We start from the raw sequence: 21,606 nt of genomic DNA on the forward strand, positions 1-21,606 counted from the left end.
CCGCACCATGAACGCGCCTGCTCCCAAGCCCTGGATTCTCGACATCGCTCCTTATGTCCCCGGCCGGTCGAAGACCGACGACGGGCGGCAGGTGGCGAAATTGTCGTCGAACGAAAACCCGCTCGGCACCTCGCCGCATGCCCGCGCGGCCTTTGCCACCGCCGACCGCAGTCTCGAACGCTATCCCGATGCCGGGGCGGCCGATCTGCGCGCGGCGATCGGGCAGGCGCATGGGCTGGACCTGGCCCGGATCATCTATGGCACCGGGTCGGACGAGGTGCTGCATCTGGCGGCCGGGGCCTATGCGGGTCAGGGCGACGAGGTGATCTTCGTCCGCTACGGCTTTGCGGTCTATGAGATCGCGGCGCGGCGGGTCGGTGCGACGCCGGTGATCGCACCCGACAGGGACCATGCGACCGATGTCGACGCGATCCTCGCCTGCGTGACCGATCGGACCCGCGTGGTGTTCGTGGCCAATCCCAACAACCCGACCGGCACCTTTTCCCCCCGGTCGGAAATCGCCCGGCTGCATGCGGGCCTGCCGCCGCACGTGCTGCTGGTCCTCGATCAGGCCTATGCCGAATATCTCGACGCGGCCGAGGACGATCACGGGCTGGAACTGGCGAGGACGCAGCCGAACGTGCTGGTCACGCGGACCTTTTCGAAGATCCATGGCCTTGCCGCTGAACGGATCGGATGGGGCTATGGTTCAGCAGAGGCGATCGATGCGATGCACCGCATCCGTGCGCCGTTCAACGTGACCACCGCCGGGCAGCAGGCGGCGATCGCCGCGATCCGCGACAAGGGGTTCGTCGAGGCGAGCCGCGAACATAACCGCCAGTGGCGGACGTGGTTCGAGGGCGAGATCGCGGCGATGGGCAATGCAGGCCTGCGCGCGGTACCGTCCAAGGCCAATTTCGTGCTGGTGCTGTTCGACGGGCCGGTCGGCGCGGGCGATGCGTATCAGGCGTTGATGGACCGGGGCTTCATCGTTCGCTGGCTGCCCGGACAGGGGCTGGCCAATGGCCTGCGCATCTCGATCGGGACCGAGGCGGAGGTGCGCGGCGTCGCCGCCGCCCTGCGCGAGATCGTGGGCGGCTGATGCTGCCCTTTTCCCGCGTCGCCATCATCGGGCTGGGGCTGATCGGATCGTCGATCGCGCGGGCGGTGCGTGCGGAAATGCCGACGGTGCGGCTAACCGGGCATGATGCCTCTCCGCAAGCGCGTGAGCAGGTGCGGGCGCTGGGGATCGTCGACGACTGCACCGATCATGCCGGGGCGGCGGTGATCGATGCCGATCTGGTCATCCTGTGCGTGCCGGTGGGGGCAATCGGTGCGGTCGCCGCCGAGATCGCCGACGACCTGCCGGCAGGCGCGATCGTCAGCGACGTCGGATCGAGCAAGGCCGGGGTGGCCGCCGCCTTTGCCGAGGTGTTGCCGGGCGTGACGGTCGTCCCGGCGCATCCGGTGGCGGGGACCGAGCGCAGCGGGCCGGATGCGGGCTTCGCGACGCTGTTTCGGGGGCGGTGGTGCATCCTGACCCCGGCGGCCGATGCCGATCCGATAGCGGTGGAGCGGGTCGCCGAGTTCTGGCGGCGGCTGGGTGCCGAGATCGACACGATGGACGCGGCGCATCACGATCTGGTGCTGGCGGTGACCAGCCATTTGCCGCACCTGATCGCCTATACCATCGTCGGTACCGCATCCGACCTCGAAACGGTGACGCAGAGCGAGGTCATCAAATATTCGGCCGGGGGGTTTCGCGATTTCACCCGCATCGCCGCGTCGGACCCGACGATGTGGCGCGACGTGTTCCTTGCCAACAAGGACGCGGTGCTGGCGATGCTCCAGCGTTTTTCGGAGGACCTGTCGGCGCTGCAACGAGCGATCCGGTGGGACAAGGGCGACGAGCTGTTCGACCTGTTCACCCGGACCCGCGCGATCCGCCGGTCGATCGTCGAGCAGGGGCAGGACGACGCCCGCGAGGATTTCGGGCGCGATCACGGGTAGGGTTCCGACACCCATACCGACAACGTCACCCCAGCGAAGGCTGGGGTCTCACGCGGTTCCTGCTATATGCTATCACCGAGAGACCCCAGCCTGCGCTGGGGTGACGTGTATGGTTCGGGCGACTGACTTTACTTCGCCGGCACCACCGGCAGCCACACCGCGCTTGGGCTGGCACCACCCCGTTCGATCGTGACCGTCGCCTTCTTGTACGCGTCCTTGGGGGCGGTGAAAATGTTCGGGACATAGGTTTGCGGGTTGCGATCGTAGAGCGGGAACAGCGACGATTGCACCTGTACCATGATGCGGTGGCCCGGCTGGAACACATGGTTCACCGTCGGCAGGCGGAAGCGATAGCGTTGCGTCCTGTTCGCCGGGATCGCCGACGGTTTGGCCATGTCGTTGCGATAGCGGCCGCGGAAAATATCGAGGCTGATCGGTAGCTGATAGCCGCCCATTGCCGGTTCGCCCGGCACGACGTCGGGATAGACGTCGATGACCTTCACCACGAAATCGCCGTCGGTGCCGGTCGTTTTGGCGAAGATGTCGGCGATCGGCGCGCCCGACACCTTGACCGGTTGGGTCAGGACCGGGGTCTGGTAGGTCATGACGTCGGTGCGGCCATCGGCATGGCGCTGGTCGCTGACCAGCCACGCCTTCCACCGGCCATCGTCGAAATTGACCGGGCGCGACAGGTGCGGAACCGGCTTGGCGGGGTCGGAGACATAGCTATCGCCGCCGGGCTTGGCAGGTGCGAAGCCGAGATCACCGTCGCCGCCCAGATAGATCGGCTTGAGCGGCGCGGCGCAGCCCTTCTCGCAGGCGAGCGGCCAGTCGGGCAGCTCGTCCCAGTGGTTCTCACCGGTATTGTAGATCAGCGCCTGTGGCGGGGTGAAGGCGGGGCGGCCGTCGCGCAGATACTGATCGAAGAACGGGAACAGATACTTTTCCCGCCATTGCAGCGCGGTATCGCCGTTGAACTTCAGGTCGCCCAGCGTCGAGCCGTCGTAATTGGCACCGCTGTGCCGCCATGGGCCCATCACCAGAAAATTGTTGCCGCCCTTGCCCTTGGCCTTCAGCGCCTCCCATGCGGTGATCGCGCCGTACATATCCTCCTGATCCCATAGCCCCTGTTCCCACATGGTCGGCACGTTGGAGGGGTTGGCGGCGAGCAGCTTGTCGAGCGCCTGGCCCTGCCAATAGGCGTCGTAGGACGGGTGCGCGACGAAACGCTGCCAGAAAGGGAGCTGGGCATAGCCCGACGCCTTGGCCCAGTCGTTCGCCGAGCCGACGTTCCGGAACTGGTCGTAATCGTCATAGGTCGTGGACGGCGGGGCGGCACCGGCGCCCTTATAGCCGGTCTGGCTGCCGATCCAGCCGATATTGGCGAGGCGGAACGCGCCGTAATGGAACCAGTCGTCGCCCATCCAGCCGTCGATCATCGGGCTTTCGGGCGCGGTGACCTTGAGCGCGGGATGCGGGGCGAGCAGCGCCATGACGACGGTGAAGCCTTCGTAGGACGAACCGAGCATGCCGACACGGCCGTTGCTTTCGGGCAGGTTCGCCTTGTTCACCAGCCAGTCGATCGTATCATAGGCATCGGTGACGTGATCGACATCGGTTGGGTTGAGCGGGCCGCGGACCGGGCGGGTCACGACATACTCGCCCTCCGACCCGTATTTGCCGCGAATGTCCTGGAACACACGGATATATCCGGCGCGGGTAAAGACCTCGTCGCCCTGCGGCAGCGTCGCGACATAGCTGGTGCTGTCGGCGCGGGCGACGCGGCCCGACGCATTATAGGGGGTGCGGGTCAGCAGGATCGGGGCGTTCACCGCACCCTTCGGGATCATGATGACCGTGTGCAGCTTCACCCCGTCGCGCATCGGGACCATCACTTCGCGCTTCACATAGTCATATTTGTCGGTCGGCGGCACGAAGTTCGCCGGGATGTCGCCCTTGGCCGGCCAGATGTCGGGGCCGGGGGCGGCGGTCTGCGCCGCGAGCGACGACGCGCCAAGGGCAAGGGTGCAGGCAAGGAGAAGCGGGCGGATACGCATGGGAACGAGGACTCCTGACCGTGTCGCCGGGCGGCGATGCGATGATGTCACATCGTTCGGCGGACCGTCGGGGAAGTCAACATCCCGATCGGCATATCCGCGCCAAAGGTCACAAAGGTCACACTCGCACGCCGTTCGTGCGACGCGGTGCATCCGGTGGCGGAGCGACGGCTCCACCACCGGACCGAGGTTATGCGCCCTGCGGCGTTGGCGATCCGAAGGGGCCGCGGGGGCGGCGGGTCTTTGGGATCGAGGTGCCACCGGCGGCCAGCGGGGTGGACGGCGTGCCTTCGTCGCGGCCGATATCCTCGCCCGCGATCAGGCGCTTGATCTCGTCGCCCGACAGGGTTTCGAATTCGAGTAGCGCGCCGGCCAGCAGGTGCAGCTGATCGACATGGTCGGTCAGCAGCTTGCGGGCGCGGTCCAGACCGCCTTCGACGATACGCTTGATCTCGCTGTCGATCAGTTCGGCGGTCTTGTTCGACATCCGCGCCGGGGCCGACGACGAATAGCCGAGGAAGCTTTCGCCCTGCGGTTCGCCATATTCGACCGGACCCACCGCATCGGACATGCCCCAGCGGGTGACCATGTCACGGGCGAGCGACGTCGCCTGCTGAATGTCGCCCGACGCGCCCGACGACACCTTGTCATAGCCGAAGATGATTTCCTCGGCGATGCGGCCACCCATCGCGACCGACAGGTTCGCGTACATCTTGTCACGATGATAGCTGTACGAATCGCGTTCCGGCAGGCGCATCACCATGCCCAGCGCACGACCGCGTGGGATGATCGTCGCCTTGTGGATCGGGTCCGACGCCGGTTCGTGGAGCGAGACGATGGCATGGCCGGCCTCGTGATAGGCGGTCATCCGCTTTTCGTCGTCGGTCATGACCATCGAGCGCCGTTCGGCACCCATCATGACCTTGTCCTTCGCTTCCTCGAACTCCTGGTTCGCGACGAGGCGCTTGCCCTTGCGCGCCGCGGTCAGCGCCGCTTCGTTGACGAGGTTGGCGAGGTCGGCACCCGAGAAGCCCGGCGTACCGCGCGCGATGACGCGCGGATCGACGTCGGGGGCCAGCGGCACCTTCTTCATATGGACCTGCAGGATCTTGATCCGGCCCTCGATATCGGGGCGGGGGACGACGACCTGACGATCGAAGCGGCCCGGCCGCAGCAGCGCGGGATCGAGCACGTCGGGACGGTTGGTCGCGGCGACGATGATGATGCCTTCGTTCGCCTCGAACCCGTCCATTTCGACCAGCAGCTGGTTCAGCGTCTGCTCGCGTTCGTCATTGCCGTTGCCGAGACCTGCGCCGCGATGACGGCCGACCGCGTCGATTTCGTCGATGAAGACGATGCACGGGGCCGATTTCTTGGCCTGTTCGAACATATCGCGGACGCGGCTGGCACCGACGCCGACGAACATCTCGACGAAGTCCGAACCCGAAATGGTGAAGAACGGCACGCCGGCCTCCCCCGCGATGGCGCGGGCGAGCAGCGTCTTGCCGGTGCCGGGCGAGCCGACCAGCAATGCGCCCTTCGGAATCTTGCCGCCCAACCGTGCGAACTTGGTCGGGTCCTTGAGGAAGTCGACGATTTCGGTCAGCTCGGCGCGTGCTTCGTCGATGCCGGCGACATCGTCGAAGGTGACCTTGCCTTCCTTCTGCGTCAGCATCCGGGCGCGCGATTTGCCGAAGCCCATCGCGCCGCCACCGCCGCCGCCCTTCTGCATCTGGCGCAGGACGACGAAGGCGATGCCGAGGAACAGCAGGAACGGCAGCGACTGGTACAACATGACCAGCCAAATATTCGGCCCTTCGTCGGGGCGCGCGTTCATGACGACGTTCTTCGCGCGCAGCCGTTCGATCAGGTTGGGATCGTTCAGCGCGTTGGTGCGGAACTTGTCGTCATTGGTGTAGGTGCCGGTGATGGTGGTCGTCGCGATGTTGACGTCGCGGACCGACCCTTCGTCGACCTTGTTCAGGAAGGTCGAATACGGGATCACCTGCCCCTGATTCTGCGTCGAGGGACCGTTGAACAACTGGACGAAGATCGCCAGCGATACGAGGATGCCGACCCAGATCAACAGGCTCTTCATCCACGGATTGCCGCCGCCATTGTTGTCGGGGCCGTTCTGCTTGTCGTTGTCGTTCATGCGGACGTGTTACCTCTCAGTAACCACAAGATAGGCCAGCGAAGGTTAATGACAATGGAACAACGTCGATCAGACTGAACGACGCGGCGGAGCGGGAGAAAACCGCCAGATTTGCCGCTTCGGCACGACCAGGATGCCGGCCTGGGTCGCCGGTTTTCCCGGCTCGAGCGCGTCGAGCAGCGATTCGATATTGGCGGCGTCGGACCAGCGGCCTTCGGTGACGGCGTGAGTCGCGCGGACGTCGCCGATCGCGCGGCGGGCGAGGCGGCGGCGTAGTTCGCGCGGCAGGTCGGTGACGTCGATCCGGGTCGCTGCGTCGTCGGCCGTGCGCCGGGTGCGCCAGAGCCAGTCGACGGTGTCGGTCAGCGCCGTATCGACGTCGCGACAATGCGCGGCGGCGGCAGCGAGCGCGAGCGGGTCGATCTGGCCGGTGGCGAGCAGCGCGCGGGCATGGGTGCGGTCGTAGCGCGGATCGACGTTCGACGGGTCGTCGACGAAGGGTAGGTCGGCGGCGAGGGTGCGTAGTTCGGCTCGACGCCAGTTCAGAAGGGGGCGGATGACGGGGAGGGCCGGTGCCTTGCCATCCGGCCGTAGCCCGGCGGAGGCCGGGGTCCAGTCGGGAAGGTGGTGCTGGTATGCGGTGACGTCCCCCAACTGGGCTCCGGCCTTCGCCGGGGTATGGCTTGGGGCGGCTGCTGCTGCCCATCGATCGGCGCGAAAGTCCCAGCGGGGGCGGATGCCGGCGAGACCGGCGGGGCCGGAACCGCGCGCGGCGCGCATCAGGAAGGTTTCGGCCTGATCGTCGGCATGGTGCGCGGTGGCGAGCGCGCCGGCCTTTGCCGCGAGCGCCCAGCCGGCGAGGAGAGCGTAGCGGAGGTGGCGGGCCTGTGCCTGGATACTGGCCCCGGTCGGGGGGTGATCGGGGGACAGGGTGGCGTGGGGGATGCGGTGGGTTGCGCACCATTTGGCGACCATCGCGGCTTCGTGCGCGGCGGCGGGGCGCAGGCGGTGGTCGACGGTGGCGGCGATGACCGCGTTCGGGAAGGCGGCGGTGGCGAGGGCCAGCATCGCCATCGAGTCCGGGCCGCCGGAGACGGCGACCGCGAGCGGGGCGGCGGGCGTTGGTGCCGGCGCGAGCGCGGTGAGGTCGGTGGTGAAGCGGGTGATGGCTTTGGGGGGGAGGGTCATTGTGGGTTGGTGTTCGGTGGTTTCACATTCACCTGCTTCCCCCCATCCGTTTGCTTCGAGCGGAGGTTCGAGCTTGTCGAGAACTGTAGTCGAGAAGGCGGCGGCCCAAACGAACGGGTTCTCGACGGACGCTTCTCGACTTCGCTCGAAGCTGCTCGAACTGAACGGGGGATGTTGTGGCAAGCTATCCCACCAACGACGGGAAGCTTGGTTCGGTAGCGCCGCCAAAGCGCAACCCTCCGCCGTTCGTCCTGGGGTGCGGTCGAGCCTGTAAAAACAGGATAGCGAAGGACCTGCACCAGTGCTTCGATCCGGGCCCTCGACAAGTCCAGTCCCTACTCAGCATAAACGACGTGCGTATAGTCGTGCGTCACACACACTTGTTCGCCGTCCGACCCTTCACAATGTCGGATTTCATCGTCGCCGACATCTTGTCACCATAGACATCGGTCAGCTCGCCATAGACATCGCAAGCTTCCTTCGTCTTCTTCAGCTTGGTCAGTGCATCAGCCAGATAGAATAGACTGTCGGGCGCGCGTTCGCCGTCGGGGGCGTTTTTGTAGTTTTCGTAGAACTCGCGGCTGGCGAGGCTGGGCTTGCCGTCGTCGAGATAGGCGCGGCCGATCAGGTTCTGGGCGAAGCTGGCGCGGCGGTGTTTGGGATATTGCTGGACGACCGGACGGAGCGCGGCGATCGCTTCGGGATAGAGTTTGGCGTTCCACAGGCGGTAGCCATAGGTGTAGCCGTCCTCGGCCGCGTCGCCGGTCGCGGGTTTTTCGATCGCGTTCACGCGGGCGGCGCGGGCCGGGTCGGCGGCGGGCGCGGCGGCAGGCGTGCCGAGCGTGCCGCCGCCATTGCCCGGACCGCGCGTGGGCGGCGGCGGCGTGTCGGTGCTGGTGTCGCCCGCCGCGGCGACCGCGCCGGGGGTGGCGGGGGGCAGCGCGCCGGCCTCGGCGGTCTTCAGCCGGGCGTCGGTCGCGGCCTTGTAGGCGGCGAAGGATTCCTCGAGCTGGCGCTGCTTGTACTGCACCTGTTCGAGCTGGCCGGTCAGCGACTGTTGCTGCGATTCGAGCGCGTCGATCCGCGCGGTCAGCGTGGCGAGCGGGCCGCTCGACGGGGAACCGGGAATGTCGGTCGGCTGGGTCGGGGCGGTGATCTGCGGCTCGACCTGATTGGGGGCACCGCCGGGGAACACCTTGCGCTGTACGGCGCGCATCTCGCGCTCGAGCTTGTTGACGCGGCCGTCGAGCGCGCCCTGATCCTGGGCGGTGGCGGGCAGGGCGAGGAGCAGGCCGAGCGCAGCGAGCGGCAGGCCGAGGAGAGGTCGCATGGAAAGGCCCTTCGAGGCGGAACGGGGAAGACTGTGGCGCATGTCGCCTGTCGCCACGCTTAACCCGCCGGGCTGGGGGTCGGCGTGGGCGTTGTGCGGCCGCGGATCGCGTCGGCGCTGATGCCGACGGTGACCGCACGTTCGGCGGTGCCGAGCGGCGGCACGTTCGATCCGTTGAGCGTGACGGTCAGCAGGTCGGGGCGGCCGGTACGGATCTGCGGATTCTTGGCGGTCGCGGGCACGTCGTAACGCTCGTTCGCCGCCATCTCCTTGTTCACCAGCGTGCCTGAATCGTCGAAGATCCGGACCCAGACCGGGCCGGTGGCGGTGAGCGTCACCTGTCCGCCGCTGGCCGGGGCGGCGACGGGGACGCTGGCACCGCCGGGGGCCGCGGTCGGGGTGGCTTCGGGCAACATGCCGAGATCGCCGGCGACGGTTGCGGCGGGGGTTGCCGGTTCGTCCTGCCGGAACAGCGACGTGCCGAAGAACACACCGGCGACCAGCAACAGCACGATGGCGATCGCGGCGGCGGCGGCGACCAGCCCGCCCGACGGGCCACGGCGCACGTCGATCGGCTCAAGGTCCTGCAGCGGTTCGGGACGTTGATAATTGGTGGCGAGTTCGGCGCGCAGCGCGCGGGCGACATCGGTCTCGTCGATGTTCACCGCGCGGGCATAGGCGCGCCCGAACCCCATCGCATAGGTGCTGGACGGGAGCGCCTGAAACTTGCCGTCCTCGACCGCTTCGAGGTGGCGGAGCGGAATGCGGGTGCGCTGCGCGATGTCGGACAGGGTCAGGCCCTGCGCCTCGCGTGCGGAGCGCAGCATCATGCCCGCCGTGCGTGGCGTGCCCGTGGTGCCGTCGCCGTCCATCATCACTACCCTTCTTACCCGCTGCTGCCAGCCCCCGGTCGCGGAGGGGTTTCGGCCAGCAGGCTGCGCCTGTCAACGCCGGAGCGGGGAGTTGTCGGGGAATTGGGGCGGGGATCGTATGTCATGCGGGTGGGGGCAGTTGGCGGAGGGGGTTCGCCGCGCGATGCAGCCATGCCGTATGCGGACGCCCCCCTCCACCATGCTGCGCATGGTCCCCCTCCCCGCGAGCGGGGAGGATTTGTTGGCGCATGACTCCTCCCCGCAGGCGGGGAGAAGTTTCAGGAGAGTTCCACGCCGTTCGTCCTGGCCCATTCTTCGAGGGCGGGGCGGAGGGTGCGGGTGGGGATGGCGAGCAGGCGGTCGATCTCGGCCATCGCCGCCTGCCGGTCGAGCGAGCGGATCATCGCCTTGACCGGGCCGACCGCCGCCGGGGTGATCGACAGGCGGTCGATGCCGAGCGCGATCAGCGCCATCGCTTCGAGGGGACGTCCGCCCATTTCGCCGCACACCGCGACCGGCTTGCCGGCTTCATGGGCGGCCTTCGTAACGCGGCGCAGGAAGCGCAGGATCGCAGGCGACAGCCAGTCGTAGCGCATGGCGAGGCGCGGATCGGCGCGGTCGGCGGCGAACAGGAATTGCGTGAGGTCGTTGGTGCCGATCGACAGGAAATCCAACTGTGGCCACAGGAAATCGAGCACGTCGGCGAGCGCCGGCACCTCCAGCATCGCGCCGTAGCGGATGTCGGTCGGCAGCGACTTGCCGCGACCGCGCAGCCATTCGCGCTGCGCCTCGAACAGGGTGCGGGCTTCCTCGAATTCCCAGGGTTCGGACACCATCGGGAACATGACGTTCAGGGTTCGGCCCGATGCCGCTTCGATCAGGGCGCGGGCCTGCGCCTTCATCAACCCTTCGCGACCGAGCGCGAGGCGGAGCGCGCGCCAGCCCATTGCCGGGTTTTCCTCGTCATGCCCCTCGGCATGGTCGAGATAGGGCAGCGCCTTGTCGCCGCCGATATCGACGGTGCGGAACACGACCGGGCGGTCGCCGGCGACATCCAGTACGTCGCGATAGAGCCGCTGCTGGCGTTCGCGCTGCGGCAGGGTGGCGGAGACGAGGAACTGGAATTCGGTGCGGAACAGGCCGATGCCGTCGGCCCCGGTCAGGTCGAGCGCGGCGACGTCGTCGCGCAGGCCCGCATTGACCATCATCGTGATGCGATGGCCGTCGCGCGTGACGGGCGGTTCGCCCTTCATCGCGGCGAAGGTGGCGCGGCGTTTCTGGGTCAGCGCCAGCTTCGCCTCGAACGCTTCCTCCATCGCCGGGGTCGGGCGGATGACCAGCAGATCCTCGACCGAATTGAGCAGCAGCCGGTCGCCCTCCGCGATCAGGCGGCGGACGTCGCGGACGCGGCCCAATACCGGCACGCCCATCGCGCGGGCGACGATGACGACGTGCGCGGTCAGCGACCCTTCCTCCAGCACGACCCCTTTCAGCCGGCGGCGGTCATATTCTAGCAGCTCGGCGGGGCCGAGGTTGCGCGCGATCAGGACAGTATCCTGTCGCAGGCCCATTTGCGCGGCGGTGCCGAGCTGGCCCGACACGATGCGCAGCAACCGGTTGGACAGGTCCTCCAGATCGTGCATCCGGTCGGCGAGCAACGGGTCCTTGATCTCGCGCATCCGCATCCGGGTGCGCTGCTGCACGCGTTCGATCGCCGCCTCGGCGGTCAGGCCGCTGTCGATCGCCTCGTTGATGCGGCGTGCCCAGCCCTCGTCATAGGCGAACATCTTGTAGGTCGCGAGCACCTCGTCATGTTCGCCGCCGACGCCGAATTCGGCCTGGTTCGACATGCGTTCGATCTGGTCGCGCATCTTGTCGAACGCGGCATAGACGCGGTGGCGCTCCGCCTCGGTATCTTCCGCCACGGTATGTTCGATGACGATGCGCGGCTGGTGAAAGACGGCGACGCCCGCGCCCATCCCCTCGACCAGCTTGAAGCCTGGCACCCGCACCGCGCCGGTCGCCTGCGGCCGGATCGACGCACCGGCGGTCGCGTCGATCAGGTCGGCATTGGCGATGAGTTCGGACAGCACCATCGCGACGGTCTGCAGCGCCTCGATCTCGATATCGGCATAGCGGCGCGGGTCGGCATGCTGCACGGTCAGCACGCCGACGGCGCGTTCGCGGCGGATGACCGGGACGCCGGCGAAGCTGTGATATTTGTCCTCCCCCGTTTCCGGGCGATAGGCGAAGTCGGGATGGCTCGCCGCCTCGGCGAGGTTCAGCGTCTCGACATTGGCGACGATGGTGCCGACCAGCCCTTCGCCCGGCGCGAATTTGGTGACGTGGACCGCCTCCTGCGCGAGGCCGACCGTGGCGAAGAGTTCGAGCAGCCCCTCGCGCAGCAGGTAGATCGAGCAGACCTCGCTATCGAGCGCCTCGGCGATGATGCGGACGACCGAGTTGAGCTTGGCCTGCGCCGGACTTCGCGACGCCATCACGTCGTGAAGGTTCGTCAGGATTTCGCGGGCGGAGGCAGTGGCCGATAGGGGCATGGCGCAGGGCTAACACGGGAAGGAGGAGGCGTCACGACGCTTTAGGTCGGGGGCGGGGGGAATTGGGTACTGATGGCTCGTCAACTGCTCGTCATTCCCGCGCAGGCGGGAATCCATTGACGCCGAGGTTCGGGCAGGAAGCGCCGCCGTGGCGGATATGGGTCCCCGCCTGCGCGGGGACGACGTCCGGTTCCTGTTCAGGCGGGCCAATCACAGATTGCGGACCAGCCGTTCGGCGACCGCGAGCCACGGGGCGATCAGCGCGACGGGGCTGGCGCCGAGCCGGGTCGGGAGCAGCGACACCGCGTCGCCGTCGAACGCGAGCAGCCGACCGTACACGAAGCGGCCGGCGGGGCCGGGGGCGAGGACGTCCCGGTGGAGCGCGGCGAGGTAGTCGGCGGGTGCGAGGCGGCGGCACCAGACGAGGTCGCCCGCGCGATAGTCGCCGGTCGCGCTCTGCACGATCACGGTGACGAGATCGGGTTCGATGCGCGGCGGGGTGACGCTCATCGCCCGGCGCGGTGCGGCGGCGCCCGATGCGTCGAGCAGCGCGGCGACGGGCATGTCGGGCCGTTCGGGCAGGCGGACCAGATCGGCGGCATCGACCGCCAGCGCCCCGGCGATGCGGTTCAGCCAGCCGACCGATACGGTCCGCGTACCGGTTTCGAGGCGGCCGATGGTCTGCGCGGTGGTGGGCGGCACGCACCGGATCGCGACTTCCTCCAGCGTCAGCCCGCGGGCGCGGCGTACCTCGCGGATGGCGGTAATCATCAATGGCCCTTTCGCAAACCCATCTGGTACAATCGCTTTCCTACAAGGGTGACCCCATGGCAAGCCCGCCGGACTCGGTAATGGGAGGTACGGGATGCGCGAACTGGTGGAGCGGCGGCTGGAGGCCGGGCGGATCCGCGATGCGGCGGGCGGGCGGCGGGTGACGGTCAACCTGCGCGAATCGCCGCTCGACTGGCTGAAGGCGCGGTCGCTGGTCGATGGTCGGCAGTATGAGGCGGGGGAGCGGTTGCGCGGCGATTTCGAACGCGCGTCGTTGGGGCCGCAGGTGACGATGCGCTGGGACGGCGCGCCACGCGGCGGCAACGGCGCGCCGGTCGACCCGTCGGGCAGGCAGGTCGCGGCGAAAGCCCGGTTCGATGCGGCGATCGCGGCGGTTGGGCCCGGACTGTCGGACATCCTGTGGCGGACGGTGTGCGCGAACGAGGGGCTGCCGGCAGCGGAAAAGGCGCTGGGCTGGCCGGCGCGCGCCGGGCGGCTGGTGCTTACGCTGGCGCTCGACCGGCTGGCGGCGCATTACCGGTTTTGAGGAAGACGGCACCGGCCCGCTCCCCCACCCCACCACCCATTCAGGATACTTGCGTGAGTGGTGGGGTGGGGGAGTGGGCCGGTGCCGCAACCAGAAACTTGCGATACGCCCAGCCGATCGCGATCAGCGCCGCGCCCAGCCCCATGAACGACAGGATGCGCAGCACGCCCGCCAGCGCGGCGGCATCGATCAGGAAGACCTTGAGCGTGGTGAGGGTCAGCAGCGCAAGGCCGAAGCGGCGCAGGTCGGCGCTGCCCACCGACAGGCCGCGCCACAGCCACACGATCGCGAGGCCGAGCATCGCCGCCGAATAGCCCCAGTTTTCGGGCGTCGACACCGGGCCGGTCAGCAGCGTGCCATGGGCAAGCTGGCGGATGGTGGCGAGCGTCGCGGCGAGGGTGAGCAGCGCCGCGATCAGGCTGCGGCGGGGGAAGTCGCTCAGCCGCCAGACCAGCGCGGCGGCGAAGCCGAGGTGGAGCGTGGCGGCGTTGAGCAGCGGGAGCGGGCCGACCGCCTGTGTGATCCATACCGGGTTGAGGCCGAGCAGGTCGTACCAAGTGAGGCGCGCGAGGCCGAGCGTGAGGAAGGCGGTGGCGAGCCTGCGGTGCCGTTGCCACAGCACGGCACCGACCAGCAGCGCGAGGTCGGTCAGCAGGACGCGCTCGATGAACCCGTTCGCCTCGAAGGCGGGCAGGGTGGCGATGGCGAAGGGTTGTTTGAGCAGGACATAGGTGCCGAGGACGGTCAGCACGATCTCGATCGGCACGATGACCCGGCGGAACGATGCGAACAGCGCCGGCGCGCGCCATGCCGCGGTGAGGATGGCGATGCCGGGCAGGAGGATAAGCGTGGCGGCATCGGCGGCGCGCGGCAGATAGGCGTAGGGAAAGACGTCGAAGCCGAGCGACTTGCCGAGCGCGACGCCGATCTGCGCGATCGGTTCGCTGGCGGCGAGGATCAGCAACAGCCATGGCAGGGCGGCCAGCCGCCCGATCGCGACCGGATCGAGGCGCAGCGTCGCGAGCAGCACTCCGCCCGCCGCCAGCGGCGCGAGCGCGAGCCATGGGGCGGGCAGATGGATGGCGAGCAGGATGCCGACTGCCAGCGCGACCGTGGCGATACCCCCGACCAGTCCGGCATCACCTGCCCCGCTGCGGTCGCGGTGCCGCCATGCGAGCGCCGCCCCGGCCAATGCGAGCAACAGCCACAGCGCCGGGCGCGCGATCCATGGCGTGCAAAGCTGTGTCGCCAGCAGCGGGCCGATGCTGCCGATCAGGGCGACCCTTGCCCAGCCGGCACTGCGCCGCGACAATCCGGCACCGGCCCCCGCGAAGATCAGCATGGCGAGCGGCACCATCGATTCGGTCGCGTTGCCGTCGTCCTGCACCATCCCGGCGGCGGTCAGCAGGGTGACGAGGATCGCGGCGGTGATCGCGGCGGGCAGCAGCGCCGCGTCGCGCCATGCGAGGAACAGCGCCGCCGCCGACAGCGTCAGGTAGAAGCCCCATGCCATCGCCGAGAAATCGAGCATTGGCGCGATCGCCAGCATCTGGACCAGCGCGGCGAGCAGCGGCGCGGCGCGCAGCCAGCGGCGTTCGATCGCGGCGCGCGGGGCGGCGAGGCTGCCGCCGATCGCCAGTGTGACGAGGAACGCGCCGATTCCGGCCAGCCGGTCGGGCGGGACCAGCGCGATCAGCAACCCCGCCCAGCCGAACGCGGCAACCAGCGCGCTCATCGCCAGCCACGCCCAGCCACGCACGATGGCGAGGCTGAGCAGGGCAGCGACGAACAGGCCGAGATAGACCAGCAGCGCACCTATGCCCGCCGCGTCATAGCCGGCGACCAGCGGCGCCGCGAACCCGCCGACCAGCGCCATCACCGCCGTCGGCGGCCCGTGGCGCAGCGCGAGGAACAGGCCGAGCGCGGTGATCGCCAGCATGATCGCGAACCCGGCAAGCGGGTCGACCAGATGATAGAGCGCGGCGGCGAGATAGAGCGTGGCATAGGCCGAGGCGATGCCGGCCCCGGCCAGCACCTGCGCGATGCGCGGGTCGTCGTGGGTGGCGGGCAGGCGGCGGGCCGCTTCGCTGCCGATCAGCAGGGCGAGCGCGAAGGCGGCGGCGAACGCGGTGCGGATCGCCGGGGTCAGCCACCCCGCCTCGATCGACAGCCGGACGAGGAAGATGCCGCCGACGACCAGCGCCAGCCCGCCGATCCACACCGGCAGGCGGCTGCCGACGAGCGTTTCGAAATCGATGCTCGGTATAGTCGATCGCGGCAGCCTTGGGCGGGGCGGCGCGATGCGGGGGCGGACCGCCTCCGGTACTGCCGGTGCCGCCGCTTCGGGCAGGGCGATCGGCGGCGTGGGGGCGGCCAGTCGTGCCTCCAGCGCCACGACGCGCCGCTGCAACCGGGCCAGCGCGACCGACAGGGCGATCACCGCGAGGAGGAGGACTATCGTCACCACCACCGGTTGTGGCACAGGCCGGGGGCCGGTGTCGCCCCCTTCGGGGCCAATGGAGACGCACCCATGAAGATATACGGATCGACCATCTCGCCCTTCGTGCGCAAGGCGGTGGTCTTTGCCGAGGAAAAGCGGCTGGCGGTCGAGCTCGTCCCGACCGCGCCGGGCGATACCGCGCCGGCGTTCCGCGCGATCAGTCCGTTCGGGCAGATTCCGGCGATGGTCGACGGCGACTACGCCCTGTCCGATTCGAGCGCGATCATCGCCTATCTGGAGGCGGAACATCCCGAACCAGCGTTGATCCCGGCCGATGCGCGACTGCGCGGCCAAACGATCTGGTTCGACGAAATGGCGGATACGGTGATCTTCGCCACGGGCAGGACGATGTTGTTCAATCGGGTGGTCGGGCCGTTGCTGCGCGGGGTGCCGGGCGATGCGGCGGCGGCGGACCGGGCCGAGCGCGATCAGTGGCCGCCGATCCTCGCCTATCTGGAACAAGCGGTGACGGGGCGCGACTTTCTGGTCGGGAACGGTTTCACGCTGGCCGATATCGCGGTGACCAGCGCGCTGGCGAGTTCGCTGCATGCGACCGCGCCGATCGAGGCGGCGGGCCATCCGGAACTGGCGCGCTATCTGGACAGGATGCTGGCGCGGCCAGCCTTTGCCCGGCGGCTGGCGGCGGAACGCGGTTTTATCGCCAAGGTGCGGAGTAAGGTAGGGTGACGAGGTTTTCGTTTTTGCATTGTCATGGGTCGGGGAATGATTTTCCGTTGATCGATGCGCGGGGGATCGATCTGTCCGATCAGGAATGGGCGCGGGTGGCGCGGGCGTTGGCGGACCGGCGCGGGGACGTTGGCGGCGATGGGTTGTTGTTGTTAACTGGCGAAGATCGATCGCATATTTTCGGGATGCGGATGTTCAATCCCGATGGGTCGGAGGCGGAGACGTGCCTGAACGGCCTGCGCTGTACCGCGCGGCTGGGGTTCGAGGTGACGGACACCGAAGCCGGGCGGGTGCGGCTGAAGGTCAGTGACGCGGAGGCGCGGCGGGTCGCGCCGATCGCGACAGGCGTCACCACGATCGAGACGAAGGTCGGACCGGTATCGCTGCTGCCGGCGGACGTCGGGCTGACCGTCGGCGACGCGGCGTTCGTCGAGGCGGCGATCCCCGGATTGCCGAGCGAGCGACGCTTCACCGCCGTCGCCATGCCCAACCCGCATCTGGTGGCGTTCGTCGACGCGGTCGACGATGGCGAGCTGGTGATGCTGGGCGACTGGTGCGAGGCGGGGCCGGCGCTGATCCCGGCGCGGGCCAATGTCAGTTTCGTCGAACTGCGCGAACAGGGGCATGAGCGCGCGCTGTTCGTGCGGACCTATGAACGCGGTGTCGGGCTGACCAACAGCTGCGGCAGCGCGATGGCGGCATCGACGCTGGCGGCGGCGCGGACCGGACGGATCGGCTGGAGCGTCGAGACGCGCGTCTTCAACCGGGGCGGCATGGTGCGCGCGACGGCCGAGGTAGGTGATGTCGTGACGATCGCGGGGAATGCGACATTCGCATGGGACGGCGAGATCGAGGTCGATCCGGCGACCGGTTCGGTCGGGCCGCTGCGGATCGTGGCGCGGCGCGAGGAGGAGGTTGCGGCTTGGGAGGGAATGTTGGCGGGGTTGTGAGTTGGCCACTTCCCGTTCGGTTCGGGCTTGTCGAGAGGGGGTGACCCAGGCGGGTGGGGTTCTCGACGGACGCTTCTCGACAGGCTCGAAGCCGCTCGAACCGAACGGGGGGGAAGGTCTCGCCTCTCTTGGCCAAATCCCGTGCGAAGTGCCGGTTGCCTTCTGCCGTGCCACCACGCAGGCGGGGGCCAGGGCCGCCGGCAATAGCCGTCGTTTTGTGCGGCTCTGGACCCCCGCCTACGCGGGGGTACGCCTTCCGGGGTATGTCGCGCTCGAACCGGGTCGTCTGGACCCCCGCCTGCGCGTGGGTATGGTCACGCCGAGAAGGAGCGCGGGACGTTCGCAGAGGCCCTCGTCAATCCGACTCTCGCGGAGCGCCTGCCCCGCGAGATGGATCGATGCGTGATTATGCCGTCCGCGCCAGCATCGCCGCTTCGACGCTTTGCAGGCCCTCCGCACTCGCGATGGCGAGGTCGAGCGGGCGGCCGCCAAGGGCGTCGTCATGGTCGTTCAGGAAGGCCATCGCCTTGTCCCGCTCGCCGAAGCGGCGAAAGGCGCTGGTCGCGACCTGGCCCTGACGGCTGGCCTGATCGGGGGTGAGGCGTACCGTCGTGTATTTGCGCTTGAAGCGCATCGCGCCGGGCTTGCGCGGGGTTTCGGCGGGGGCTTCGGCCACGGCTTCGACGGGAAGTTCGGCCACGGCGTCGGCGGGCAGGTCGGCCAGCGTGTCGGGGGCGGCGGTCATGCTGCCACCATCCGGCCGGAGGCACCGAGGATGCTGCGCACCGTTTCGATCTTCGTTTCGTAGCAGCGCGCGGTGCCGTCGTGCGACTCGCGCGCCTCGTTCGTGGCGGCAGAGGCCGCGCGCATCAGCGCCACCTGATGGCGGTGCAGCAAATCGTTGAGGTCCATATTCGACGCTCCCAACAGCGTAAGCGGAAGCACGCGAGTCTCCCGGTCGCTGGCGCCTACGGACCATCTGCCAACGATACACCCTATATGGGGAGGCGGTGCCGCCGTCGCCATGGTCGATGCAAAACGAACCAGATGGGAACATTGCGCTTGACATCGTCACGCTCATCTGGCACAAAACAGGAACATCGGAAATGGTGGGGATCGGGGCCGGACGGAAACGTCGTCGGCCCCGAATGGCGTCTGGGGGGGTGGGGATATGGCAACAGGTAGCGTGATCCGGAGTGCGACGAACCGTCCGCTGCAACGACGACGTGTGGTGCATGGCTGGACCGACGCGCGTCGCGCGGCGTTTCTCGATCAGATTGCCGCCACCTGCAACATGGCGGCGGCGTTGGCGGCGGTGGGCATGACCAAGACCGGCCTTTATGCGCTGCGCCGCCGCGATCCGGTGTTCGCCGAGCAGATGCGCAACGCGATGCTGGTCGGGTATGAACGGCTGGAAGCCGAATTGCTGCGCAAGGCCGTGGCCGCGTTCGAGGATGGCGACACCGGCGGTACGGACGTGGGGGACGTGATCGTCGCACCGATGACCGTCGATCAGGCGATGCGGCTGCTCGAACGCTATCAGGTGTCGCAAAAGGGTAGCGGCGGTCCCGGAGTTCGCGAGGCCCGGCATCGCGCGACGCAGGCCGAAACCGATGCGATGCTGCTGGAACAATTGCGCATCCTGCGCGGCCAGCGTGAGAAACAGGCATGATCGCGCGCGATCCGATGATCGACGAGCTGATCGGCCTGAACGATGCCGATCAGGCGCGGATCGTGTCGCGGCTGACCCCCAGCCGGCGGCTCGAACTGGCGACGCGGTGGAGCGTCTATGCCCATTCCGGACAGACGGTTGCCGACATTGACTGGACGGTATGGCTGATCCAGGCGGGGCGGGGCTTCGGCAAGACCCGCGCCGGGGCGCAATGGGTATGCGCGCAGGCGGCGGACCGGCCCGGTCTGCGGATCGCGTTGGTCGGGGCGAACCGTCGCGATGTCGAAACGGTGATGGTGCGGGGACCGGCCGGGCTGCTGGCGGTCGGACGACATTATGGCACCGTCCACTATCGGCCATCGCACGGCATGGTCGAGTTCGGGTCGGGCGCGCAGGCGTTCGTCTATGCCGCCGAAAGCCCGGACGGGCTGCGCGGGCCGGAGCATCATATCGCGTGGTGCGACGAGCTGGCGAAATGGCGCAATGCCGATGCGACCTGGGACAATCTGATGATGGGGATGCGGGTGGGGGAGCGGCCGCAGACGCTGGTCACGACCACGCCCCGCCTGATCCCGCTGCTGCGGCGCATCCGGGCGATGCCGGGGGTGCGGATCACGGGCGGACGGTCGCGCGACAACCGGCATCTGGCCGAAAGTTACTTCGCACAGATCGAGGGCAGCTATGCGGGCACAAGGCTGGGGCGGCAGGAGCTGGACGGCGAACTGATCGAGGAGGTGGCGGGCGCGCTGTGGCAGCGGTCGCTGATCGAGACGCAGCGGGTGGCGATGCCGCCGACGCTGGTGCGGGTGGTGGTCGGGGTCGATCCGCCGGCGGGGGTCGATGGCGATGCGTGCGGGATCGTCGCGGTCGGGCTGGGCGAGGATGGCCATGGCTATGTGCTGGCCGATGCGAGCGTGCAGGGCCTGTCGCCCGAGGGCTGGGCGGGCGCCGTCGCGGCGTGCGCGGCGCGGCATGGGGCCGACCGGGTGGTGGCGGAATCGAACCAGGGCGGGGCGATGGTCGCCAGCGTGCTGCGCGCGGCGGATGCCGGGCTGCCGGTGACGTTGGTCCACGCATCGCGGGGCAAGGCGGCGCGGGCCGAGCCGATCGTGGCACTGTACGAACATGGCCGGGCGTTCCATGTCGGCGCGTTCCCGGCGCTGGAGGACGAATTGTGCGGGCTGATCGCCGGGGGCGGCTATCAGGGGCCGGGGCGGTCGCCCGACCGCGCCGATGCGCTGGTGTGGGCGATGCAGGAGTTGATGTTCGGGCGGCGTGGGGTCGCGACGGTGCGGGTGTTGTGAGGGAACATTGATCGCAACCGTCGCGTAATTACTTCATGGCATGACGTGGTCGTTGCGATGACGGGCGATTTGAGCGATGAAGAAGGCGATGCGAATTACCCCTGCCCGGACCGGTAGATCCCTGTTGGATGGCGCGATGCGAATCATCGTTCCGCCGCGCATGGAAAAGACCTGGTCGTCGCTGGAACAGGGATCGGTCCTGTCCGATTGGCAGGCGGTGGGCGATGATCTGCGCCGGTCGATGAAGCATAAGGGCGATCGCGCCATTGGGTGACGGTCCACGGCCGGACGACCCCGACAGACGGAACGATCGGGCGATCGTTCCCGACCGCAACAGCATGGAGGAAGAAGCCGCCGAACGGGTAGAGGCGATCCTCGAACCGTTCGAACCCGACGTCCGGCGCGAGATCGTCGAGCGGACGATGCTCGTCCATCAAGGACCGCTGCCACCGGCCAGCCTGCTGCGTGATTACGATGCGGTCGTGCCGGGGCTGGCACGCGAGATCGCCGATGGTGCGGCGGAAGAGCGGCGTTTTCGCCACGCGATGATCCGGCGGACGGGAACGCAGGAGTTCGTTCTGAACATCGCCGGTCTGGCGGCAATGCTGATCGCGTTGGTCATGATGCTGGGCATCGTCGCCTATATGGTGGCGAGCGGCGCGGCCGAGGCGGGTGCGGCGCTGGGCGGGGCGATCATCGTCGGGGTGACGGTGGCCTTGTCGAATTATCGCAAGACGCAGGTGACGCGCGAGACGGTGGACAAGCCGGAGGAATAGCGGCGTTCGCTGGGGTACGGCGAGCGCGTTTCGCGACCGCCTCTGGCTTTCGCCAGACCATTGCGACCACTTTTCCGTACCCCGGCGAAGGCCGGGGCCCAGTTGGGGGACGTTCGTACCTTATGGAAAAGCCTTGCCAACTGGACCCCGGTCTTCGCCGGGGTACGATGGAGTAGAGATTGAAGGCCCGACTTCCGCAAAGGTTTCACTTTTGCGGGGCGGATGTTTCGGG

At 68.3% G+C, this 21,606-nt stretch carries 19 protein-coding genes; 9 read left to right on the forward strand and 10 right to left on the reverse strand.

Annotation, left to right across the window (positions count from 1 at the left end):
* The first annotated feature begins 7 nt into the window (after window positions 1–7).
* Window positions 8–1,102: a histidinol-phosphate transaminase gene (hisC, locus tag ASE70_RS08525; protein ID WP_056503407.1), complete on the forward strand. Its 1,095-nt coding sequence runs from the start codon at window positions 8–10 to the stop codon at window positions 1,100–1,102.
* On the forward strand, window positions 1,102–2,010 hold the full coding sequence (locus tag ASE70_RS08530; protein ID WP_056503409.1) for a prephenate/arogenate dehydrogenase family protein: 909 nt from the start codon (window positions 1,102–1,104) through the stop codon (window positions 2,008–2,010). Before hisC ends, ASE70_RS08530 begins: the two co-directional genes overlap by 1 nt.
* Window positions 2,011–2,138: 128 nt before the next feature.
* Here the strand turns inward: ASE70_RS08530 and ASE70_RS08535 are convergent, their stop codons facing one another.
* The 7 genes from ASE70_RS08535 to ASE70_RS08565 form a co-directional block, all read right to left on the reverse strand.
* Window positions 2,139–4,067: a CocE/NonD family hydrolase gene (locus ASE70_RS08535; protein ID WP_056503412.1), complete on the reverse strand. Its 1,929-nt coding sequence runs from the start codon at window positions 4,065–4,067 to the stop codon at window positions 2,139–2,141.
* Window positions 4,068–4,257: 190 nt separating this feature from the next.
* The gene (gene ftsH, locus ASE70_RS08540) at window positions 4,258–6,222 is read right to left on the reverse strand and encodes an ATP-dependent zinc metalloprotease FtsH (protein ID WP_056503416.1); all 1,965 of its coding nucleotides are present in this window, start codon (window positions 6,220–6,222) and stop codon (window positions 4,258–4,260) included.
* A gap of 69 nt (window positions 6,223–6,291) precedes the next feature.
* Window positions 6,292–7,410 (reverse strand): tRNA lysidine(34) synthetase TilS, encoded by a 1,119-nt coding sequence (gene tilS, locus ASE70_RS08545; protein WP_056503417.1) that lies wholly within the window; start codon window positions 7,408–7,410, stop codon window positions 6,292–6,294.
* 370 nt (window positions 7,411–7,780) lie between these two features.
* Window positions 7,781–8,740, reverse strand: coding sequence for a hypothetical protein (locus ASE70_RS08550; protein WP_056503422.1), 960 nt, complete (start codon window positions 8,738–8,740; stop codon window positions 7,781–7,783).
* A gap of 59 nt (window positions 8,741–8,799) precedes the next feature.
* Window positions 8,800–9,615 (reverse strand): helix-turn-helix domain-containing protein, encoded by an 816-nt coding sequence (locus tag ASE70_RS08555; RefSeq protein ID WP_082450870.1) that lies wholly within the window; start codon window positions 9,613–9,615, stop codon window positions 8,800–8,802.
* A gap of 275 nt (window positions 9,616–9,890) precedes the next feature.
* The gene (ptsP, locus tag ASE70_RS08560; RefSeq protein WP_056402301.1) at window positions 9,891–12,167 is read right to left on the reverse strand and encodes a phosphoenolpyruvate--protein phosphotransferase; all 2,277 of its coding nucleotides are present in this window, start codon (window positions 12,165–12,167) and stop codon (window positions 9,891–9,893) included.
* Window positions 12,168–12,377: 210 nt separating this feature from the next.
* Window positions 12,378–12,938, reverse strand: coding sequence for a helix-turn-helix domain-containing protein (locus tag ASE70_RS08565; RefSeq protein ID WP_056503428.1), 561 nt, complete (start codon window positions 12,936–12,938; stop codon window positions 12,378–12,380).
* 94 nt (window positions 12,939–13,032) lie between these two features.
* Between ASE70_RS08565 and ASE70_RS08570 the strand changes: the two genes are divergently transcribed.
* Window positions 13,033–13,485 (forward strand): DUF6456 domain-containing protein, encoded by a 453-nt coding sequence (locus ASE70_RS08570; RefSeq protein ID WP_056503431.1) that lies wholly within the window; start codon window positions 13,033–13,035, stop codon window positions 13,483–13,485.
* 40 nt (window positions 13,486–13,525) lie between these two features.
* Here the strand turns inward: ASE70_RS08570 and ASE70_RS08575 are convergent, their stop codons facing one another.
* Window positions 13,526–15,949 carry a DUF2339 domain-containing protein gene (locus ASE70_RS08575; RefSeq protein ID WP_162235945.1) on the reverse strand — a complete coding sequence of 808 codons (2,424 nt, stop codon included), beginning with the start codon at window positions 15,947–15,949 and terminating at the stop codon, window positions 13,526–13,528.
* A gap of 66 nt (window positions 15,950–16,015) precedes the next feature.
* On the opposite strand from ASE70_RS08575, the gene ASE70_RS19575 reads away from it, so the two are divergent.
* Together ASE70_RS19575 and dapF are read left to right on the forward strand one after the other, a co-directional pair.
* The gene (locus ASE70_RS19575) at window positions 16,016–16,672 is read left to right on the forward strand and encodes a glutathione S-transferase family protein (protein WP_056503439.1); all 657 of its coding nucleotides are present in this window, start codon (window positions 16,016–16,018) and stop codon (window positions 16,670–16,672) included.
* Window positions 16,669–17,622, forward strand: coding sequence for a diaminopimelate epimerase (dapF, locus tag ASE70_RS08585; RefSeq protein WP_056503442.1), 954 nt, complete (start codon window positions 16,669–16,671; stop codon window positions 17,620–17,622). Before ASE70_RS19575 ends, dapF begins: the two co-directional genes overlap by 4 nt.
* A 406-nt stretch (window positions 17,623–18,028) precedes the next feature.
* Here dapF and ASE70_RS08590 read toward each other — a convergent pair whose 3' ends face one another.
* Both ASE70_RS08590 and ASE70_RS20340 read right to left on the reverse strand, forming a co-directional pair.
* A complete protein-coding gene (locus tag ASE70_RS08590) occupies window positions 18,029–18,367 on the reverse strand; it encodes an antitoxin Xre/MbcA/ParS toxin-binding domain-containing protein (RefSeq protein ID WP_235519681.1) in 339 nt (112 codons plus the stop codon).
* On the reverse strand, window positions 18,364–18,534 hold the full coding sequence (locus ASE70_RS20340; RefSeq protein WP_200925607.1) for a hypothetical protein: 171 nt from the start codon (window positions 18,532–18,534) through the stop codon (window positions 18,364–18,366). The genes ASE70_RS08590 and ASE70_RS20340 overlap by 4 nt, the downstream gene beginning before the upstream one ends.
* Window positions 18,535–18,793: 259 nt before the next feature.
* On the opposite strand from ASE70_RS20340, the gene ASE70_RS08595 reads away from it, so the two are divergent.
* The 4 genes from ASE70_RS08595 to ASE70_RS08605 all read left to right on the forward strand — a co-directional run bounded on the left by ASE70_RS08595 (window position 18,794) and on the right by ASE70_RS08605 (window position 21,374).
* Window positions 18,794–19,294 (forward strand): hypothetical protein, encoded by a 501-nt coding sequence (locus ASE70_RS08595; RefSeq protein ID WP_156356087.1) that lies wholly within the window; start codon window positions 18,794–18,796, stop codon window positions 19,292–19,294.
* Window positions 19,291–20,598, forward strand: coding sequence for a DNA-packaging protein (locus tag ASE70_RS08600; protein WP_056503448.1), 1,308 nt, complete (start codon window positions 19,291–19,293; stop codon window positions 20,596–20,598). Before ASE70_RS08595 ends, ASE70_RS08600 begins: the two co-directional genes overlap by 4 nt.
* 76 nt (window positions 20,599–20,674) lie before the next feature.
* Window positions 20,675–20,872 carry a hypothetical protein gene (locus ASE70_RS19580; RefSeq protein ID WP_156356088.1) on the forward strand — a complete coding sequence of 66 codons (198 nt, stop codon included), beginning with the start codon at window positions 20,675–20,677 and terminating at the stop codon, window positions 20,870–20,872.
* Window positions 20,873–20,936: 64 nt separating this feature from the next.
* Entirely contained in the window at window positions 20,937–21,374 is a 438-nt protein-coding gene (locus ASE70_RS08605; protein ID WP_056503451.1) for a DUF2335 domain-containing protein, read from the forward strand.
* Window positions 21,375–21,606 lie beyond the last annotated feature (232 nt).

Origin of the sequence: Sphingomonas sp. Leaf22, assembly GCF_001421715.1 — a bacterium.
Classification (GTDB): domain Bacteria; phylum Pseudomonadota; class Alphaproteobacteria; order Sphingomonadales; family Sphingomonadaceae; genus Sphingomonas.

Coding starts and splice junctions, on each gene's coding strand:
- hisC (WP_056503407.1), top strand. CDS start 8: ATGAACGCGCCTGCTCCCAAGCCCTGGATTCTCGACATCGCTCCTTAT.
- ASE70_RS08530 (WP_056503409.1), top strand. CDS start 1,102: ATGCTGCCCTTTTCCCGCGTCGCCATCATCGGGCTGGGGCTGATCGGA.
- ASE70_RS08535 (WP_056503412.1), bottom strand. CDS start 4,067: ATGCGTATCCGCCCGCTTCTCCTTGCCTGCACCCTTGCCCTTGGCGCG.
- ftsH (WP_056503416.1), bottom strand. CDS start 6,222: ATGAACGACAACGACAAGCAGAACGGCCCCGACAACAATGGCGGCGGC.
- tilS (WP_056503417.1), bottom strand. CDS start 7,410: ATGACCCTCCCCCCCAAAGCCATCACCCGCTTCACCACCGACCTCACC.
- ASE70_RS08550 (WP_056503422.1), bottom strand. CDS start 8,740: ATGCGACCTCTCCTCGGCCTGCCGCTCGCTGCGCTCGGCCTGCTCCTC.
- ASE70_RS08555 (WP_082450870.1), bottom strand. CDS start 9,615: ATGATGGACGGCGACGGCACCACGGGCACGCCACGCACGGCGGGCATG.
- ptsP (WP_056402301.1), bottom strand. CDS start 12,167: ATGCCCCTATCGGCCACTGCCTCCGCCCGCGAAATCCTGACGAACCTT.
- ASE70_RS08565 (WP_056503428.1), bottom strand. CDS start 12,938: ATGATTACCGCCATCCGCGAGGTACGCCGCGCCCGCGGGCTGACGCTG.
- ASE70_RS08570 (WP_056503431.1), top strand. CDS start 13,033: ATGCGCGAACTGGTGGAGCGGCGGCTGGAGGCCGGGCGGATCCGCGAT.
- ASE70_RS19575 (WP_056503439.1), top strand. CDS start 16,016: ATGAAGATATACGGATCGACCATCTCGCCCTTCGTGCGCAAGGCGGTG.
- ASE70_RS08590 (WP_235519681.1), bottom strand. CDS start 18,367: ATGACCGCCGCCCCCGACACGCTGGCCGACCTGCCCGCCGACGCCGTG.
- ASE70_RS20340 (WP_200925607.1), bottom strand. CDS start 18,534: ATGGACCTCAACGATTTGCTGCACCGCCATCAGGTGGCGCTGATGCGC.
- ASE70_RS08595 (WP_156356087.1), top strand. CDS start 18,794: ATGGCAACAGGTAGCGTGATCCGGAGTGCGACGAACCGTCCGCTGCAA.
- ASE70_RS08600 (WP_056503448.1), top strand. CDS start 19,291: ATGATCGCGCGCGATCCGATGATCGACGAGCTGATCGGCCTGAACGAT.
- ASE70_RS19580 (WP_156356088.1), top strand. CDS start 20,675: ATGAAGAAGGCGATGCGAATTACCCCTGCCCGGACCGGTAGATCCCTG.
- ASE70_RS08605 (WP_056503451.1), top strand. CDS start 20,937: ATGGAGGAAGAAGCCGCCGAACGGGTAGAGGCGATCCTCGAACCGTTC.